This window comes from Streptomyces sp. NPDC030814, assembly GCF_055572155.1.
Window position 1 is genome coordinate 366,976 of sequence record NZ_JBVIDX010000006.1, and the last position, 16,978, is coordinate 383,953.

A 16,978-nucleotide genomic window follows, 5' to 3' on the forward strand; every position below is an offset into this window, starting at 1 on the left:
AAAAACACCCCCCCCCCCCCCCCCCCCCCCCCCCCCCCCCCCCCCCCCCTCCCCCCCTTCCCCCCCCCCCCCCCCCCCCGCTGCTGGGGGGAAGCGCCTGAGCGATTTGAAACGACGGGGGAATCGCTTCAGGCACTGCGGGGGGTGGCTGATACAGCTGAGGAGATCTGGGTCTCCGGTTCGGTGAGCTGGTGGTCGCGCTGGTCGAGATTGACGAAGATCATCCCGTACCGGACGGCACACCGCACGGGCTGCGGCGCGCCGCGCGGTCGCCGCAGACATCGGTACGCCCGGATGTCCTCGTCATCGTCCCGGGTCACCACCACCGGCTCACCGAACACGGTCACCATCAACGAGTCACCGCTGTGGGGGATGGCGGTGGCCAGGTCGATGAAGTGCCAACCGGATCGGTAGGCGGTAGCCATTTCTCGGCGGAAGGATCGGTCGTCGGGTGGAGTCGTCATGTCAGGCCCTCGCACCGCCATCGGCCGGAGGCACCGGCCAACTGGTGTCCAAGGCTCGCGCCAGCGTCGTCGACTCCGCCACCGCCGGCCAACTGGTGTCCGCGCGAGTGTCACGCTTCGCCTCGGAGAGGTCACCCAGGGCTCCGAGGGCGATAACGGTGGAGAAGGCGGCGACAAGCACCGAGCGAAGCATTCTCTTACGCATAGTCGGCTTCGTCCTCACTTGAAGGTCCCCTCTTCCCCCGTCGCATACGACGATGGCTCATTCGGGCACGTCATGGCCACATAATCGATGCATCATGTTCCTGCATGTTCAGGACCCTGGGGGGTGGAGATTTGAGTAAAAATCGGGCCAAGTCGGTACATCCCCACACGGTGGCTGATCTGTGCGACGACGGAGCACGTCTCTATGCACACGCGCTGCGGACCGGACGCCTCGCACGTGAGGACGTGGAACCCGCCCCCTGCCTCATGGAGTTCGCCCTCCTCCACCCCGATCCCGATGACGCGAACTGGCTCCGCCCGGTTCCCCCTTCGGTCGCGCTGGCCCAGCGGCTCAACCCGATCGAACGGGAGATCGCCGAGCAGCGCAGGCGGTCGATCGAACTCGCCGACGTCTTCGAGCCGTTCATGACCCTCACCGCCCAGGTGACGACGCCCACTCACGCCATCACGGTGCTGGAGGGCGGCGAACGCATCCAGGCGGCACTGAATCTGGCGACAGCCGAATGCCAGACCGAGGTACTCACGGTCCAGCCGAGCAACCGCATTTCCGAGCGCAACCTCCTGCAGGGCCTGGAGCGGGACAGGCCGTTGATCGAACGTGGTGTGCGCATCCGCACGCTGTACCAGCACACGGCCCGCTACAACCCGGAGAAGCTGGCCTACGTGGCCCAACTGTCCAACGGCAAGGTGGAGTACCGCACCATCGACGAACTGGTGGAGCGGCTCATCATCTGCGACGAGACGGTCGCCTTCATCCCCACCCGCGACGACCAGCAGGTCGCCCTGGAGCTCAGGCATCCGGGACTCGTGCGCTACCTCGTCAAGGTCTTCGAGTTCATGTGGGGCCGAGCGGTCCCCCTCACCGCCGGCGCCCCCTACGAGACCGCTCCCGACGGGATCAGCGAGATCCAGCACTCCATCGCGAAACTGCTCGTGGAGGGCCACGTCGACGAGGCCATCGCGCGTCGCCTGGGGATGAACGTGCGGACCTGCCGCGCGCACATCGCCAAGCTGGCCACGGCGCTCGGCAGTGGCAGCAGGGCGCAACTCGGCTATCTCATCGCGCAGTCGGGGATTCTGGAGCAGGAACAGCGGCTTCCCTAGGAGCCGCGGAGGGAGCGGGCAGGGACAGCAGGTCGTCCGCGGTCTCCGTGCCCGGCCGCTGCGGGCCGTCCAGCCCCACCTGGGCGATGCGGACGCCGAGTTGGGTGCGGCTCGCGGCGCCCAGGGTCTCGGAGAGGCGGGCGATGTGGGCGCGGCAGGTGCGGACGCTTATGCCGAGGCGTTCGGCGACGACCGCGTCCTGGTGGCCCTCGGCGAGGAGCGCGGCGATGGACCGCTCCCGGTGGGTGATGCCGTCGACACCGGAGGACGGCAGCGGGGCGGTCAGCGGGATACCGAGGCGCCAGAGCCGTTCGAAGACGGTGACCAGGTACTCCACCAGGGCGGGGTGGCGGATCTCCAGCGCCATGGTGCGGTCGGCGTTGGCGGGGATGAAGGCCACGGTGCGGTCGAAGACGATGAGGCGTTCCACGACCTCGTCGAGGGTGCGGGCCTCCGCCGCGTCGCCCATCATGTCCATGTAGTTGTGCAGGCCCTGCCCGTGCCGGGCCACATGCGTGTACAGGTCCCGCATCCGTACGCCCCGCCGGCACATGGCGAGCGCCCGGTGCAGACCCTCGCGCAGCTCGTCCTCGCGCCGGATCCCGCCCGGCTGCACGGTCATCACCTCGGTGGTGCAGCGGTCGGTGGCCTCGTCGATCGCCGCCCGGATACGGGACAGCCCGTCGAGCACCCGGATCGCCGCGCCCTCCGCCGGCTGACCCGGCCGTACGGCGCTGAGACCCGCGTACCACTCGACGGCCTCGACGGCCGCCCCCACCCGGGCCTGGCTGGCGCTGACCTCCGCGTGGACGCCGCGCAGCAGCCGGGTCATGACCTCCTGCGGGGAGGTGGGAACCAGCCAGCCCATGTCGTCGGGGTCGGGGTGCAGCAGGGCCAGCTCGACCAGACAGGGCACGGTCTCGGCGTCCTCGCGCGGTAGACGGCCATGCCGTACGGCCCTGGCGTACACCCGGTCCCCGGCCTCGCAGAGCCGGTCGGCACCGTGGGGATGCTCGTCCGTCGCGTGCCCGGCCATGAACAACTCACCCCCGGTTCCAGCCTGTTCGCAGCGCAACTATGCGCGGCCCGCACCGGCTCCGCAACACGACTGCACCGTCCCCCTGCCCCACAAAGCCCCTGTCCGCTCCATCTTGTCCACCCCTCAGGTATTGCGCTCTGCAACAAGCTGAAGAAGCGATGCCCGTGTGTCAGATGGAGGGGCTGTGAAGTCCGGGGCGCGACGGGGCGGGGCCGCGTTCCGTCCACCGGCCGCCGGGCGCGGCCGGGCGCGCGGGTCGGTCGCGTGGGGTCCGCGCGGAGCGCCTCCCCCGCGCGGCCGTACTTCAAACCCTCCGTTTCCGCTGGTCACGATCGTTCCCGCAAGATGGCGGAAACGAGACCGTGATCAGCTTGTTACGGATCGCGCTTACCGTCGGGCCATGGCGGACATATTTGACGCGTACGCGTTGGCCGACGCGTGGGACGAGATGTTCGAGCGGCCGGGTGAGGTCAGGGCCGCCTACGAGCCGGTGCTGGCAGCGCTTCAGCCCATCGAACCGGCCGAACTGAGGTTCAGGGCGGACCAGATGGCCCGGGCGTTCACGGACCGGGGCGTCACCTACGCCTTCGCGGGCGAGGAGAGACCCTGGCCCCTCGACCTGGTCCCGAGGATCCTCGACGCCCTGGAGTGGGACCTCGTCCAGCGTGGAGTCGCCCAGCGCGTCCGGGCGTTGGAGGCGTACCTCGCCGACGCCTACGGGCCGTGCCGGGCCTTCGAGGACGGGGTCGTGCCCTGGCGGCTGCTCCTCAACTCCCCCCACTTCCATCGCTCCGCGCACGGCGTCGAGCCTCCGGGCGGGGTGCGCATCCATGTCGCCGGCATCGACCTCGTACGCGACGAGGCGGGCGCCTTCCGTGTGCTGGAGGACAACGTCCGGGTGCCGTCCGGGGTGTCGTACGTCATCGAGAACCGGCGGGCCATGACCCGGGTGTTCCCGTCCCTCTTCGCCGAACAGCACGTGCTGCCCGTCGACGGCTACGCGCAGAAGCTGCTCGCCGCGCTCAGGGCCGCCGCGCCCGGCGGCATCGGGGACCCTCGGGTCGTGGTCCTCACCCCCGGCCCCAACAACGCCGCCTACTTCGAACACGCGCTGCTGGCCCGGCTGATGGGCGTGCAGCTGGTCGAGGGCCACGACCTGGTGTGCCGGGGGAACCGGGTGTGGATGCGGACCACGCGCGGGGAGATGCCCGTCCACGTCGTATACCGGCGGCTCGACGACGACTTCCTCGACCCTCTCCACTTCCGGCCCGACTCCGTGATCGGCTGCCCCGGCATCATGGGCGCCGCGATGGCGGGCAACGTCACCCTCGCCAACGCCGTCGGCAACGGCATCGCCGACGACAAGCTGCTCTACACCTACGTACCCGACCTCATCCGGTACTACCTGGGCGAGGAACCGGTCCTGCCCAACGTCGAGTCCTACCGGCCGGACGAACCGGGGCAGTTGGAGGCCGTGCTCGACCAGCTGGACAAGCTCGTCGTCAAGCCGGTCGACGGGGCCGGCGGGCAGGGCATCGTCATCGGCCCCAAGGCCGACCGGGAGACGCTGGAGCGCACCCGCGCGGCCGTCCTCGCCGATCCGCGCGGCTGGATCGCGCAGCGCCCCGTCGCCCTGTCCACCTCCCCCACCCTCGCCGGCGAACGCATGGCCCCGCGCCACATCGACCTGCGTCCCTTCGCCGTGAACGACGGCGACGAGGTCTGGGTGCTGCCCGGCGGGCTGACCCGGGTCGCCCTCCAGGAGGGCAACCTCATCGTCAACTCCAGTCAGGGCGGCGGATCCAAGGACACCTGGGTGCTCGCCGAGGGCCCCGCCGAGCAGCGCCACGAGGAGGAGAGCGGCCCCTTGGAGAAGGCACCGCGCCAGCTCGGACCCGACGGCACCCGCACGGTCGTGCAGGAAGGGGCGCAGCAGCAGTGAACGACGTGATCCTCTCCCGGATAGCCGAGGCCCTGACCTGGACGGGCCGGTACGTGGAACGCGCCGACGCCACCGGCCGCATCCTCGACGCCTACCTGCACCGCCTCCTGGAGGACCCCTGGCGCGACGAGGACGCCGCCTGCCGCTCCCTCTACGCGATCCTCGGCGTCGACGCGCCCGGCCGGCACTGCGACATGCAGCAGGTCCTGGACCGGCTGGCCTTCGACGCGCACTCCACCGGCAGCATCGAAGGGGCGCTCGGCGCCGCCCGGCTGAACGCCCGCAGCGCCCGGGAGGCCGTCTCCTCCGAGATGTGGGAGTGCCTGAACTCCACCTGGCACGCCCTCGCCGACCAGCGCACGGCCGCCCGCCGCACCGGCGGCCCGTACGCCTACCTGGAGCTGGTGCGGCGGCGCGCCGCCCTGTTCTTCGGGCTCGCGGACTCCACGATGAGCCGCGACGACAGCTGGCGGTTCGTGATCCTCGGCCGGAGCCTGGAGCGGGTCGACATGACCGTCCGGCTGCTGTCCGTGCGGGTCCTGGACGCCGCGCACGCGCCCGACTGGCCGACCCTGCTGAGCGCGAGCGGCGCCGACGAGGCGTACGCGCGCGTGCACGGCGGCTTCGGCGACAGCCCCAAGGTCGCCGAGTTCCTGCTCCTCGACCGGGACTTCCCCCGCTCGGCGCTGCACGCGCTGACCACGGCCGAGGAGTGCCTCGCCGCGCTCGGCCGCCCCCGCCAGGACCCGGCCCGCCGCCCGATCGGCGCCCTGCGCACCCACCTGGAATACCTGGACTCCGCGTCCCTGGAGGCCGGACTGCCCACGCTGCTGCGGGACCTGCAACGGGCGTGCATGGCCTCGGCGGAGGCGGTGGCCGAGAAGTTCTTCCCGTACCAGGGCCCCGTCGAGTGGGCCCAGGAAGGCGCGTGAGCACGATGACACCACCCCCCGCGACGAACGCCACCCGGCGCCTGCGCATCCGGCACACCACCCGTGTCTCGTACGCCCAGCCCGCGTCCTCCTCGCACAACGAGGTCCGGATGACCCCGCTCACGATGCCGGGCCAGACCACCCTGGACGCGCGGGTGCTGGTCAACCCGTCGACGCCGACCTGGTCGTACTGGGACTACTGGGGCACCCAGGTCACCGGCTTCGACCTGATGGACCCGCACGGCGACCTCACGATCACCGCGTCCAGCCTGGTGGAGACGGCGCCGCCGGAGCCGCTCACGGACGCGCCCGCCTGGGCGGAGGTCCACCGGGCCACCGCCGACTCCCGGCTCCTGGAGTACCTGACCGCGACCCGCCGGACGACGCTCCCGGCGGAGCTGGTCGAGCGGGCACGGGAGGCGGCCGCCGGACTCGACGTGCACGGGACGGCGGTCGCGGTGTCGTCGATGGTCGCCGACCATGTGTCGTACGTTCCGGGCGCCACCGGCGTGCACACCAGCGCGGCCGAGGCGTGGGACCAGCGGGCGGGCGTCTGCCAGGACATCGCCCATCTCACCCTGGGCATGTTGCGCGGCCTCGGCCTGCCCGCCCGCTACGTCTCCGGCTACCTCCACCCGGAGCGCGAGGCGGAGCTGCACCGGCCCGTCGCCGGGCAGAGCCACGCCTGGATCGAGTACTGGGCGGGCGAGTGGGCCGGCTACGACCCCACCAACCGGGTCCGCGCCGACGAGTCCCACGTCGTCGTCGGGCGCGGCCGGGACTACGACGACGTCACCCCGCACAAGGGGATCTACCGGGGGGTGCCCGGGGGCCCGCCGGAGGTGACGATCGAGTTCACGCGGGTGGCGTGAGCGGGTGGCGTGAGGGGGCGGTCACTCGCGTTCGTAGTTCGTCAGCACGCAGCCCGCCTCCGCCTCGACGCGGGTGTACGTGTCGGGGATCTCCAGGCCCGGCTCGCAGTCGATGTAGAGGAGGCCGGCGTCGAGCAGGGTCCGGGCGTGGGCGTCGCGGTCCACGTCGAGGACGAAGTTCATCCCGATCATGAGGCCGTTGTCGTCGGACTCGTCGGACGCCGCGAGGTCCTTCTGGAACTCGGTCATGTCGGTGACGTGCAGGAAGTCGATGTCGGTGTCGTCGTCGACGTCGCAGTCGCCGCCGCCGTCGATGGCGTCGCTGAACTCGGCGCGGATCTCCGCCAGATCGGACGACGAGTAGTAGTCGGTGTCCTGGCAGCCCACGTTCTTGTTGACGTAGGCGGCGACCGCCTCCGTGTCACCGGCCATCGGCAGCACGACCCCGTCGTCACCGCAGGCGGTGACGGTGAGGGCGAGCAGGAGGGCGCAGGCGGCGGCAGACATACGGGTACGCAAGGGGATTCCTCAGGTAGGTGGGGTGGAGCGGGGGGTGTCAGGGGGCCGGGCGGAGAGGTCAGTCGGCCGGCGCGAAGGCGAAGAAGCCGTCGGTGGTGGAGAGGTGGCCGTAGCCGGTGGCCTCGTCGACGACGGGGACGTGGTCGGCGGGGAGGTCCTTGGCAAGGACCTTCCGGGTGCGTGGGTCGACGGCCAGGCCCTTCTCCGTGCCGTCCTCGGCGGTGGTGTAGCCGTAGAGGACCGAGCCGTCCCGGGTGAACCGCACGGGGTCCAGCGGGGTCTCGCCGGAGCCCTCCTCCTGCGCCCACAGCCGCTTGCCGTCGGGCACCCGCCACACCGTCGTACCGGTGAACGTGCCACCCGGTACGGCGTCCTCGGCGGCGAGATCGCCGGACGGGGCGAGAAGGACGGACCGCGTGGCCTCGTACGACTCCTTCAGGGCACCGGACTCGAGGTCGTACCAGGCGTGGATCCAGGTGTCGGCGTCGCCCTGGGACGCCTGCCAGGCGACGAGGACCCTGCCGTCGGCGACGCGGAGCAGGGAGAGCGTCTCGGAGTCCGGCATGGGCTCCAGGTCCGGGTCGCCGTTGTCGTAGAGCTCCACGCCGGGCGGGATCTCGGCGTCGGCGCTGCTCCAGACCTTCTTGCCGGTGGCGAGGTCGCTCAAGGTGATGCGGACCATGTCGGACCCGCTGGCGCTCGCGTTCTCGAAGCCGGCGTAGTAGCCGCCGAGAACGGGCGGCGCGGTGGCGCGGGCGGCGCCGATCAGCCCCGTCTTCGGGTCGTACACGCAGTCGGCGCCCTCTTCGGTGCAGGTGACCGTGCGGGCGGCGCCGCCGTCCACCGGGGTGAGCCGCACGGTGGCGCCGGCGGGCTCGACGCGGTAGCCGTCGCTGAGGGCGGCCGCGTAGTACAGGCCCGTCTCGGGCCGCCGCACCGGGGTCTCACCCAGTTTCCGCCCCCGGCCGTCGTACACGGCGACCGTCGAGGTGGTCGTCTCCGCCGACAGCCCGTCGGACTCGGCCGTCTCCGACGAACCGACGGCGACCGCGGGGGCGCCGTCGTGGCGGCCGGTGAGGGTCACCGAGTCGGTGGCCGCCTTCAGGGACGCGCGCAGTTTCCCGGTCTTCGCGTCCCGGAACTCCAGCGTCAGCGGCTGGGGCGCCTCCGACAGGTGCAGGACACGGTTGGGGCCCTGCGGGGCCGGGTCCCGGTAGCCGTCGCCGTCCCAGGCGTCGGGCTCCAGGAAGGCCTTGGCGTCGTCGAAGTCCTTGAGGTACGCGCCGCCCGCGTCCTTGGCGAACAGCAGGGTGCCGCCCAGGTCCAGCACACCGGGCGCCGCATGGTCGGCGGCGAGGCTCCACGCGGGCCTCACGGCGAAGCCGGGGAGGCGGGGACCGTCGTACGCGGGGGCGGCGGAGGTGGCGCCGCCGCGCTCCGGGCGCTTCTCGCCACGCTCGACGTCACCGCCGTCGGAGCCCGCGGTGCACCCGGTGAGCAGGGTGACGGAGAGCGCCAGGGCCAGCCTCGTGGTGAGGGACGCGGTGGTGAGGGAGGCGGTGGTGAAGGGCGCCCGACGGGGTGCCGTCGTGCGCCATCGCGCGGGTGCGCCCGCGTCGTGGCCTGTCGCGCGGCTCTCCGTGCCCCCCGCATGGGTCTGGGGCCCCGTTGGGCCAATGGTGCGCGCATGGCGCTTTGCTGTGTCCCCGTTGTGTTGAGGCATCCCGACAGTCGTCCCCCGTGATCACGACATGACAGGCCGAAACCCTAGACCATGGCGGGATCTTGGCAGGGGACGATCGGGTGGTCCTCCACAGGATCTGCGCGAAGCGGGTGATGGGGGACAGCGGCGAGGACGGGCGGCGGCGCCGAGGGCCGTGCTCGGCCACTCGGGGCCGCCGCCGTCGTCCCCGGGTGCCTACTGCAGCTTCAGCGCGGCGCAGTCGGCCTTGTACTCGGCCGTGCAGATCTGCTTGACGGTGTAGATGTCGTCGGCGATGACCGTGTCCGCGATGTTCTTCTTCGTCAGCGCGACCGGCGGGACGAGCTGGGCGGGGATGTCCTTGGTGGTCGGGGAGTCGACGCGGTCCTTGGCGAGGGCGTCGAACTCGATGGAGCGGCCCTGGACCTTGGCGACGGCCATCTCGGCGGCGGCGTTCGCCTCCAGCGGGAACGACTTGTACACGGTCATGTACTGCTCACCGGCGACGATCCGCTGCACCGCGTCCAGGTCGGCGTCCTGCCCGGTGACCGGCGGCATCTTGGAGACACCGGCGGTCTTCAGGACGTCGATGACGGCGCCCGCGATGCCGTCGTTGGCGGCGTAGACGGCGTCGATGTTCCCGGCGCCGAGCTTGCCGACGGCCTCCTCCATGTTGGCCTTGGCGGCGACCGGGTCCCAGTCCTTGGTGTCGTAGGTCGCGGAGATCGTCACCTTGTCGCCGAGTTCGGAGAGCGCGCCCTCCTTGAACATCGCGGCGTTCGGGTCGGTGATCGACCCGTTCATCATGACGATCTTGTTGGCGGCGCTGTCACCCAGCCTTTCCACCAGGGAGCGGCCCTGCACCTGACCGACGAGCTCGTTGTCGAAGGAGACGTAGCCGTCGATCGGGCCCTGGGCCAGCCTGTCGTACGCGATGACCGGGATGCCGGCCTTGTCGGCGGTCTCGACGGCGCCCGCGATGCTCTTGGAGTCCACCGCGTCGACCACGATGATGTCGACCTTGTCGGTCACCATCCGCTCGAGCTGCTGGGTCTGGGTCTCCGGGTCCTTGTCGGCGTTGGCATACTGGACCGTCGCCTTGTTGTCGGTCAGTTCGGCGATCTTCTTCTTCATGATCGGCAGGTCGAACTGCTCGTAGCGCTTGGTGTCCTTGTCAGGGAAGAGAACGCCCACCGTGATGTCGTCGCCCTTCGTCGGGCTCGCCTCCGCGCTGCCGCCGACGTCCACGACACCGCAGGCGGCGAGGGAGACAGCCGCCGCGGAGGCGGCGAGAGCGGTGGCGGTGCGGTGCAGAGCGGTACGACGACGTATACGGCTGGTGCTGGTCGTGCTGGTCTTACGGGCGTTCACATCAAGGGCCTTCCGGGCGTGGGTCGGCACTGAGACCCAGGTGGCTGAAAGCCAACGCGGAGATCACCTCAGCGTCAAGGAGTAATCACTTAACGAGATGACAACAGCCTTGTGTGGTCTCGGTGTGAAGAGGGTAAAGCAAGGGGCTCGCGGTGTCGCCGCGCGCCCTTCACGCTCCGGACGGCGCGAGCTACCGCCGAGTACGCCACGGAACGAACAGCCCCTGGTGCGGCACGAGTTGACGGCGGGCGCGGGTACGAGCGACTCACCACAGAGGCCACCGCTCAGCAAAAAGGCAGGTCAGATGCGGTGACCGGCCTCACACACGACAGCCGGCGACACACACGGACATGTGGGCGAAGATCGGGACGATCGTCACTTACGGCGGCGCGACCGGACCGCTCCCCGCGCGCCCGACGGGCGTCGGCGGGTGGCGGACGCCACTCGCCCCCGGAGGCCCCGCCGAGCCCCCTACCGAAGATCACCGCAGGGGCCGGCCCCAAGGTTCACGCACCCTCGGGACGGTCACGTTCCGTAACCGCCCCTCCGGTGCCGGGCCGCTCAGCCCTCGGCCCACTTCCGCAGCAGCGCCTCGCGCTCCTCACGCCGGCGGGTGCCCTCCGCGGCGTGCTCGCGTCCCCACTCCTCCAGGACGCCGATGTCCACCGTGCCGTCCACGATGCGGTCGAGCAGGTCGACGGAGAGGTCGTACTCGGACTGGACGTAGCCGCCGGTGGCCGCGCTCATGTAGGCGTCCAGTTCGACGGTCGTCCCGTCGACGGTCTCGACGTGCACCTCGAAGACTCCCGGCATGTCCCCGCCCATCTGGGCGAGGCTGAGCGCGAGGTCGACCGCGGCCGTGACCACCAGCCGCCGGGCGGACCTGATGCGCACGTCCCGCACCACGACCGACCGCACGTCCGCCCAGCGCCACCGGCCTGTCTGGTCCACCCCGATCCCCTGCACCCCGTCCCGGGTCAGCCGCACCGCACGCCCGGATCCCTCCGGCTCGGCCCCGACGTACACCCCGCCGTCCTCGGCGATCCAGAACAGCCCGACCATGGACATGAGTGCCCTCCCCAAACAGCGCCGTACGCATAACCCTTGATGAGACATCACTCCGGGCCGGATGGTTCAGTCGGCAGTGCCCGGTGCAGCGAACCGCATCTCGAACCGATGCCGCGCGAACGGCTCACCCCGCGAGTCCCAGCTCGAACCACACGCCCTTCGCGAACCGCCCCGCCCTGCCGTCCGCCACGCCCCAGCCGTCCGCCATCTCGTCCACGAGTGCGAGCCCCCTCCCCCAGCAGGCGGCGACTCCGGCGGCCGGCCGCACCACCACCGGAGGGTCCGCGCTCTCGTCGAACACGCTGACCCGTAGTCGGGCCGGGGTCAGGCGGACGCGGAGCATGGCCGTGCCCTTGGTGTGGAGATGGACGTTGGTGACCAGCTCCGAGGTGCACAGGGCGGCGGGCATGACGAGGTCCTCCCGGTCGTGGGTGAGGAGGACGGCTCTCACGAAGTCCCGGCACAGGCGCGGGGCGGTCGAGTCGGCGGGGGCGAACAGGCTGTACTCGTGCGTGAGTTGCGCGGGGCGGTGGGCAGCGGCGCGGGCCGGGTACATGGGGGGGCTCCTGGTGGTGGGGCGGCGGGACGGGTCCCGGCCCGGCGATGGCGACGCCCACGTGCGCCCGGGGCGCGGTGGGTGCTCTGTCGGCTTATGGGCAGGGGGAGTTGACCGGTCTCGGTGCGTGACCGATTCCACACTCACCGTAGAGATACAGGTTTACAATTTTCAAGCCATTCACCCATACCGGTGGACGAACACCCCCTCTCCGGACAGACTTTGCACGACCGGACGAGGAGTAACCCGTGGGACTGCGCACCACCATCACCGAACGCCAGCGGCGACTCGGCCACGAACTCAAACAACTGCGCGAAAACGCAGGATTGAGCGCGAGTGAAGCTGCGGAACGGCTGGGAATGGGACGGGCCCAGCTGAGTCAGATCGAGAACGGGAAGACAACGATCCTGACGGAGCGACTTCGGCAACTCTGCCAGCTATGTGGATGCAAAGATAAGACGTATGTCGATGCCCTGATCGCCATGTCGGAGGCAACCGGCAAGGGTTGGTGGACCGCCTACAAGAAGCCCATGGAGCAAGGGCCCCTGAACATGGCAGAGCTGGAAGCGGGCTCGGCGGCACTGAGAATGCACCAGTCGCTGCTGATCCCAGGGCTTTTCCAGACGGCCGACTACGCCCGGGCCCTGTTCAGAAGCCCAGAACTGGGCTTCGAGAACATCGAGGACACGCTCAGGTTCCGCATGGAGCGACAGCACGTCCTCACCCGGGACAACGCACCGACCGTCCATGCGGTGATCCACGAATCCGCCCTGCGCATGCGATTCGGGGGAACTCAGGTACTGCGCGACCAGTTGCTCCACCTCGTCGAGATCGCACGTCTGCCCAACGTGATCATTCAGGTTTACCCCTTCACGTCCCAGGCGCACGCGGCCCTCACCGGCAACTTCGTACACGCCATCCCCGCCGTCCCCGCACTCGGCACGGTGGTGCTTGAGCACCCCACCGGATTCCAGTACTTGCGGGATCCCGACAACCTTGCCCAGTACGAGGTGCTGTTCGACGGGCTGACCAAGTACGCCCTCGCGCCTATCGACGTATCGTTGGCCCCGGAAGCACACTCCGTGAAGGACTCGCTGGCTCTCATCCAGCATGTGCTGTACACCCTCTGAGGAGTTCCGGATGCCCGAACTCAACTGGCAGAAGTCGACGTTCAGCGGCGGCCCGCAGGGCGAGTGCCTCTGCATAGCAACCGCCCCCGACGGAACGATCCGTCTCCGGGAGAGCGACGAGCCGGACGTCGTCCTCGGCACCGAGCCGAAGGCCCTCGCCGCGCTTCTGGGGCAGGTCAAGGCGAGGCTCGCGATCACGCGCTGAGGCCGCGTCGCGTACGGCAATCCGCGGCCGGGCGAGGAGTGTCGAACTCGCCCTCCCCTCCGCTCTCGCTGTCAACTCCCGTCCTGTTAGGCTCACTTGAAATATCAACAAGTGCCACTCCTGAAGCACCAGGCACCTCCTGACGGGAGACAGCAGCACGTGGAGACCACCGGACCACGCACGGCCGAAAGCCTTGCCGCACGCTTCCAAGACGTCGACTCGTCCGACGTCCCCGAGGACTTCATCGCCTATCTGCGGAAGATGGAGGAGAGCGAGAGCGGCCGGGCAGTGCGGGACGCCACCTACCGCGCCCTGGAGACCGCAGAGGGCAGGGGAATCGACGTCGGGTGCGGCGCCGGCCGCGCCGTCGCGGATCTCGTACGGCTCGGCAAGGAGGCCGTGGGGGTCGACAGCAGCCAGGCCATGGTCGACGCGGCCCTGGCCAGGTTCCCGCACTGTCACGTCGTCAGGGGCAGCGCCTTCGAGCTGCCGTTCGAGGACGGTGAACTGTCGTGGTACCGGGCCGAGCGGACCTTCCTCCACTTCGGCGATCCCGCCCAGGCACTGTCCGAGGCCCGCAGGGTGCTGAAGCCGGGCGGGACGATCGTTCTCGCGGACCCCGATCTCGGCTCGATGGCGGTGAGTTCGCGTATCCCGGAGACGACCGACGCGGTCAAGGCCGCGTTCTGCTCAGCCGTCCCGAATCCCCACGCCGGCACCCGCAGCGCCCACCACCTCGCCGACGCGGGATTCTCCGTCACCGAGGTCGTCCCCATCATGGCGGCCCTGAGCGACCACGCGTCCGCGTTCGGCGTGGTACTCGAGCCGGCCCTGACAGCGGCTCTCGCCCAAGGCACCGTCAGCGAGGAGGAGGCGGCGCGGTGGAAGGACGACCTGAGCGATCTCTCCCGCCGGAACGCCTTCACCGCGACGGCGACCTTCTTCGTCACCACGGCCAGCCTGGCGCCGTAGGGCTGGTGCCGTTGGTCGGAACAGGGCCGGCCTGACAGTCGGGGCGCCCGGGGAGGATTCCCCGGGCGCCCCGAACATTCGGCCAACTACCGCTCGTCGGCCGAGTTGAGCCGAAGCCGTTCCCGCAGCAGGTTCTTGCGCACCTTGCCCGTCTCGTTGCGCGGCAGTGCGGGCAGGAGTTCCAGACGGGACGGCAGGCACCATTCGCTCATGCCGAGCCCGCCGAGCCACTCACGCAGACCATCGAGGGTGGGTGTCCGCTCCCCGGCGACGACGACCGCGCAGGCGAGTTCGCCGCCGTGGCCGTCCGGGTAGCCGACCAGGGCGACATCCCGTACGTCGGGGTGGTCCAGCAGCGCCGACTCGACGTCGCTGACCGGGATCATGATGACGCCGATCCGGTCTTCGGCACGGCCGTGCAGCCGGATACCGCCGTGGCCGTCCGGTGCCGCAAGGTCACCGGTGTCGTACCAGCCGCCGTCGTGCTCGGCGAGCACGGTCAACCGGCCGTCGTCCCGGCCCCAGGTGGCCAGGCACAGCGAAGGGCTGCGGACGAAGAGACGCCCGGGCTGGTCGTCGCTGACCGGGTGGTCGGCCCGCAGGTCGATCTCGTGGCCCGGGGCGGGGCGCCCGACAGTGCGTCCAGCCAGTTCCGGGTGTTCTCCGGGTCGGGTGAAGGTGTTGGCGCCCTCGGTCATGCCCCAGCCCACGTCCAGCGGAATTCCGAAGGTCTCGGTCACCCGTCTGAACAGCGGCTGCGGGACCGTGGTGCCACCCGCGCGGATGATCCGCACGGTGGGCAGCCGCAGCGCCGTGCGTTCCATCGCGTCGATCAGGGTGGAGAGGAAGACCGGGACGATGACCATCCAGCTGATGCGGGCGTGGGCCAGGAAGGGGAGGATGGCCTCCGGCTCCCAGCGGTCCGTCACGACCGCGCAGGCCCCGCGGTACAGCGGCATGAAAATGCCCATGGTGAGGCCGACGATGTGCGTCGCCGCGTTCGGCGAGTAGACGCGGCTGCCGGGACCGATGCCGTCGGCGGCCGCGACGGGGGCGTACCAGGCGTAGCAGGTGTTGAGGGTGTGCAGCACAGCCTTCGGCTCGCCGGAGGTACCCGAGGTGAACAGCACCAGGGAGACCCGGTCCGGGTCCACGACGGACGGATCCGGCAGGGTGCCCTGCTCCGTGTTCTCGAAGTACTCGCGGAAGTCGACTTCCCCGTCGGAGGTGCGCTCGCCGAGCACCACACGGTGGCGCAGTGCGGGCAGCCGGGGTGCCATCTCGGCCAGCGCCGCGGCGTGTTCGAAGCCGTCCCACCGGTCGACGGTCACGCAGACGACGGCCTCCAGCCGGCGGAGCATCCGCTCCAGCTCACGGGGGCGGAACGCGCACATGATCGGCGCGGCGACGGCGCCGAGCCGGGCGCAGGCCAGCACCAGCGGTCCGACCTGCCAGACATTCGGCAGCTGCATCGCGACGACCTGACCGCTGCGCACGCCCAGCGCGTGCAACGCGCCGGCGAAGCGGTCCACGTACTCGGCGTACTGCGCGTAGCTGATCTGCAGGAGGTCCCGGCCGGCCTCCGACACGAGAAGGGCGGGGGCGTCGGGAGTCTCGGCACGCCACCGCTCCAGGTCGTCCAGGATGGTGTCGGCGCGCCAGAGGTCCTCCTTGCGGTACTGCTCCACGATGGTGGCGGATGGGCGCAACGTGGCGATCGGGTTCACAGTTTCCACTTCCCATGGGATGAAAGGGGCGAGGGCACCGGATGTACCGGGCCCGGTCATTCCTGGCCGAGGCCGTCGCGCCAGCTCGGCCGCAGCGGCTTGAAGCCCATCTGCGCGCGGATCCGGTCGTTGGCCGCCCCGCGCGCCCCCGTCATCTGATGGGCCACGAACCAGCCCAGCAGCCGGGGTGCCAGGTCGACCGGAACCGTGCGCGGCGGTGGCGCGCCGAGCGTGCTCGCGTAGTGCGGCAGCCACTGGGCGGCCGGTGCCGGCTCGTCGTCCGTCACATGGAAGACACCGGTGGCCTCCGACTCGACCGCCGTGACGGCCGCCCCCACCGCGTCCTCCACATGCAGGAACGAGGTGATTCCCGCACCGCCCTCCGGCAGGGGCAACTGCCCGGCCAGCACCCACTGCCCGATCCCGCCGTCACGGGCGTAGGCGGTCCCGGGGCCGTACAGGGTGCCGTATCGCAGCGCGACCCCCGCGAGGCCGCTGTCCAGGACCAGCCGCTCCAGTTCGGCGACGGCGCGCACGGCGGCGGACCAGCCGGGGTCCTCGGCGTCCACGTGCAGCGGCGCGTCCTCGTCGAGGACCGGGGGCCCGGCCGGGGCGGCGGCGAAGGCTATCGACTGGGCGACCAGTCGTCGCGCGCCGGCCGCACGGGCCGCCTCGACCAGGTGGGCGGTGCCCTCGGTACGCAGCCGCGTGGTCTGCGCGAAGGCCTGCGCGGGGTCCTCGCCCAGCAGGCGCAGGGCCGTCATCTGGTGCACGACGACCTCGGGCCGGGCGGCCGACACCGCCGACAGCAGGGCCTCACGGTCAAGGGCGTCGGCGACGACCACCTGGTCCGCCTCCGGCGCCCGCGACTCGTCCCGCACGAGCGCGCTCACCTCGTGGCCCCGCGCTCGTAGCGCGCCCACCAGGGGACGTCCGACGACTCCGGTGGCACCGGCGACGAGTACTCGCATGGATCAGCCTTTCTCGGGCGACGAGACGGGGGTGGCGACGCGCATCAGGAGCCGGCATGCCCTGTCGCCTTCGCGCAGACGGCTCTCGGCCCGGTTCCTGGTGAGGGGCGCGCCGAGTCCCTCGGAGCAGCCTGCGTGGATGTCGGTGCACGGGCAGCGGTGGCCCTCCGGTGGAGTGA

Annotated in this window: 16 protein-coding genes; 7 read left to right on the top strand and 9 right to left on the bottom strand. The window is 70.7% G+C overall.

Annotated elements, in window-relative coordinates:
- Positions 1-128 precede the first annotated feature (128 nt).
- Positions 129-464: a hypothetical protein gene (locus ACZ43N_RS16475; protein WP_468098081.1), complete on the bottom strand. Its 336-nt coding sequence runs from the start codon at positions 462-464 to the stop codon at positions 129-131.
- 309 nt (positions 465-773) lie between these two features.
- On the opposite strand from ACZ43N_RS16475, the gene ACZ43N_RS16480 reads away from it, so the two are divergent.
- Complete coding sequence (locus ACZ43N_RS16480) at positions 774-1,793, top strand: helix-turn-helix transcriptional regulator (protein WP_468098082.1); 1,020 nt, start codon at positions 774-776, stop codon at positions 1,791-1,793.
- Here the strand turns inward: ACZ43N_RS16480 and ACZ43N_RS16485 are convergent.
- Positions 1,747-2,829: a helix-turn-helix transcriptional regulator gene (locus ACZ43N_RS16485; protein WP_468098083.1), complete on the bottom strand. Its 1,083-nt coding sequence runs from the start codon at positions 2,827-2,829 to the stop codon at positions 1,747-1,749. The genes ACZ43N_RS16480 and ACZ43N_RS16485 overlap by 47 nt on opposite strands.
- A 403-nt stretch (positions 2,830-3,232) precedes the next feature.
- Between ACZ43N_RS16485 and ACZ43N_RS16490 the strand changes: the two genes are divergently transcribed.
- From ACZ43N_RS16490 to ACZ43N_RS16500, 3 genes are read left to right on the top strand one after another with little or no spacing between them, the layout of a single operon-like run.
- Positions 3,233-4,774: a circularly permuted type 2 ATP-grasp protein gene (locus ACZ43N_RS16490; protein WP_468098084.1), complete on the top strand. Its 1,542-nt coding sequence runs from the start codon at positions 3,233-3,235 to the stop codon at positions 4,772-4,774.
- Positions 4,771-5,706 carry an alpha-E domain-containing protein gene (locus ACZ43N_RS16495; protein ID WP_468098085.1) on the top strand — a complete coding sequence of 312 codons (936 nt, stop codon included), beginning with the start codon at positions 4,771-4,773 and terminating at the stop codon, positions 5,704-5,706. The genes ACZ43N_RS16490 and ACZ43N_RS16495 overlap by 4 nt, the downstream gene beginning before the upstream one ends.
- Before the next feature lie 5 nt (positions 5,707-5,711).
- Positions 5,712-6,578 carry a transglutaminase family protein gene (locus ACZ43N_RS16500; RefSeq protein ID WP_468098180.1) on the top strand — a complete coding sequence of 289 codons (867 nt, stop codon included), beginning with the start codon at positions 5,712-5,714 and terminating at the stop codon, positions 6,576-6,578.
- 21 nt (positions 6,579-6,599) lie between these two features.
- Here the strand turns inward: ACZ43N_RS16500 and ACZ43N_RS16505 are convergent, their stop codons facing one another.
- The 5 genes from ACZ43N_RS16505 to ACZ43N_RS16525 form a co-directional block, all read right to left on the bottom strand.
- Entirely contained in the window at positions 6,600-7,097 is a 498-nt protein-coding gene (locus ACZ43N_RS16505; protein WP_468098086.1) for a hypothetical protein, read from the bottom strand.
- A gap of 58 nt (positions 7,098-7,155) precedes the next feature.
- Entirely contained in the window at positions 7,156-8,820 is a 1,665-nt protein-coding gene (locus tag ACZ43N_RS16510) for a hypothetical protein (protein ID WP_468098088.1), read from the bottom strand.
- Positions 8,821-9,015: 195 nt separating this feature from the next.
- The gene (locus ACZ43N_RS16515; protein ID WP_468098090.1) at positions 9,016-10,170 is read right to left on the bottom strand and encodes a sugar ABC transporter substrate-binding protein; all 1,155 of its coding nucleotides are present in this window, start codon (positions 10,168-10,170) and stop codon (positions 9,016-9,018) included.
- Positions 10,171-10,731: 561 nt separating this feature from the next.
- A complete protein-coding gene (locus ACZ43N_RS16520; protein ID WP_468098091.1) occupies positions 10,732-11,238 on the bottom strand; it encodes a hypothetical protein in 507 nt (168 codons plus the stop codon).
- 124 nt (positions 11,239-11,362) lie between these two features.
- A complete protein-coding gene (locus ACZ43N_RS16525; RefSeq protein WP_468098092.1) occupies positions 11,363-11,794 on the bottom strand; it encodes an ATP-binding protein in 432 nt (143 codons plus the stop codon).
- Positions 11,795-12,042: 248 nt separating this feature from the next.
- Between ACZ43N_RS16525 and ACZ43N_RS16530 the strand changes: the two genes are divergently transcribed.
- The 3 genes from ACZ43N_RS16530 to ACZ43N_RS16540 all read left to right on the top strand — a co-directional run bounded on the left by ACZ43N_RS16530 (position 12,043) and on the right by ACZ43N_RS16540 (position 14,101).
- On the top strand, positions 12,043-12,924 hold the full coding sequence (locus ACZ43N_RS16530) for a helix-turn-helix domain-containing protein (protein ID WP_468098094.1): 882 nt from the start codon (positions 12,043-12,045) through the stop codon (positions 12,922-12,924).
- Positions 12,925-12,934: 10 nt separating this feature from the next.
- On the top strand, positions 12,935-13,129 hold the full coding sequence (locus ACZ43N_RS16535; RefSeq protein ID WP_468098096.1) for a DUF397 domain-containing protein: 195 nt from the start codon (positions 12,935-12,937) through the stop codon (positions 13,127-13,129).
- Positions 13,130-13,288: 159 nt separating this feature from the next.
- Positions 13,289-14,101: a methyltransferase domain-containing protein gene (locus ACZ43N_RS16540; protein WP_468098097.1), complete on the top strand. Its 813-nt coding sequence runs from the start codon at positions 13,289-13,291 to the stop codon at positions 14,099-14,101.
- An 86-nt stretch (positions 14,102-14,187) separates the two neighbouring features.
- Here the strand turns inward: ACZ43N_RS16540 and ACZ43N_RS16545 are convergent, their stop codons facing one another.
- A complete protein-coding gene (locus tag ACZ43N_RS16545; RefSeq protein ID WP_468098098.1) occupies positions 14,188-15,837 on the bottom strand; it encodes an AMP-binding protein in 1,650 nt (549 codons plus the stop codon).
- Between the two features lie 47 nt (positions 15,838-15,884).
- Positions 15,885-16,799 carry an NAD-dependent epimerase/dehydratase family protein gene (locus ACZ43N_RS16550; RefSeq protein ID WP_468098099.1) on the bottom strand — a complete coding sequence of 305 codons (915 nt, stop codon included), beginning with the start codon at positions 16,797-16,799 and terminating at the stop codon, positions 15,885-15,887.
- Between the last annotated feature and the right edge of the window lie 179 nt (positions 16,800-16,978).